At 59.7% G+C, this 1,076-nt stretch carries 1 protein-coding gene; it reads right to left on the bottom strand.

The window, feature by feature from the left end; genetic code table 11:
• The coding region (gene iscB / locus DU506_RS21245) for an RNA-guided endonuclease IscB (protein WP_235825883.1) at positions 1-947 on the bottom strand (947 nt) is incomplete at its 3' end.
• Between the last annotated feature and the right edge of the window lie 129 nt (positions 948-1,076).

The raw sequence follows: 1,076 nt of genomic DNA on the forward strand, positions 1-1,076 counted from the left end.
GTGGGTACCCGCCAGCCTTTCAGGGTGTCGAACTTGCCGACACAGGCCGCATCCAGGGCGTGGGTCTTGGGAATGCCCAGCCGCTGACGGTTGTACTTGGTGCGACCGCCACTGCCCACGGTGACCGGCAGGCCGGTGGTTTTCATGGCTCCGAACAGCGCCCAGCGGGTGGCATTGACAGCGGTGGCATCCCGCAGCGGTAATTTGAGCTGGCGCTGGACGCGCTCAAGGCGGACGTCTGCCGACAAGCCATTGGCTTTGAGGCGTTTCTTGAGTCCCTTGTTGGTGGTAAAGAAATCAGCAAGCCACTGGCTGTCCTTGGCCTGGTTGCAGTCGTGACAGGCGATGGTCAGGTTGGCCACCCGGCTAGAGCCGTCCCGAGATTTCGCTACCACATGCTCGATCTCCAGGGGCGTATCACCGGTACCGCAGTAGGCGCACTCACGCCCCCATTTTTCCAGCAGGTATTCACGCACCTCATAGCCCAGGAGCGTGCCTTGTTGATACTCAATGCCGGAAATCTCCGGGTTTTCCATCTTCTGTAGATCGAAGCGCACCAGCTCCATGCTCAGGTGAGTCACCGGCGCCCAGCGGCACAGCTTGTCCACCCAGGCCATGGTGGTATCGACCCGGTGTTGCAGGCTGGGCGGCAGCCAGCCCTTCTTGCGCGTGCGGTTATCAAAACGCGGCTGACGATAACGCAGGTTCTTGCTGCGACGCCGACGCCGAAAACCAGCGCGTTGTTCCAAGGCTTGGCGAATCTGGAAGCCCCGATGCACCAACTGAAATAGGCAAAGCACATGGCGGATTGCCGGTGCCTTTTCTTCCGTTGCGTTGTTTTCCAGCCGCATCAGCGCCAGCCCGGTTCCCTTGCTGCCCGGATCGGCAGCCAGCAGGGTTGGCTGCAAGGTGCAGTCACTCAGGCAGCGATCCCGCAACCGGATCACGAAAGGTGTCAGCCCGGGTTATTCACGACGCAGGCCTGAAAACGAAGATAGCGAATGGTAACCTCTATAAAAATCAGTACGTTCCGGCAAGAACCTGATGCAAGAGGACCATTCGCTATGGGTGAAAGA

Origin of the sequence: Vreelandella rituensis (assembly GCF_003336665.1) — a bacterium.
GTDB lineage: Bacteria > Pseudomonadota > Gammaproteobacteria > Pseudomonadales > Halomonadaceae > Vreelandella > Vreelandella rituensis.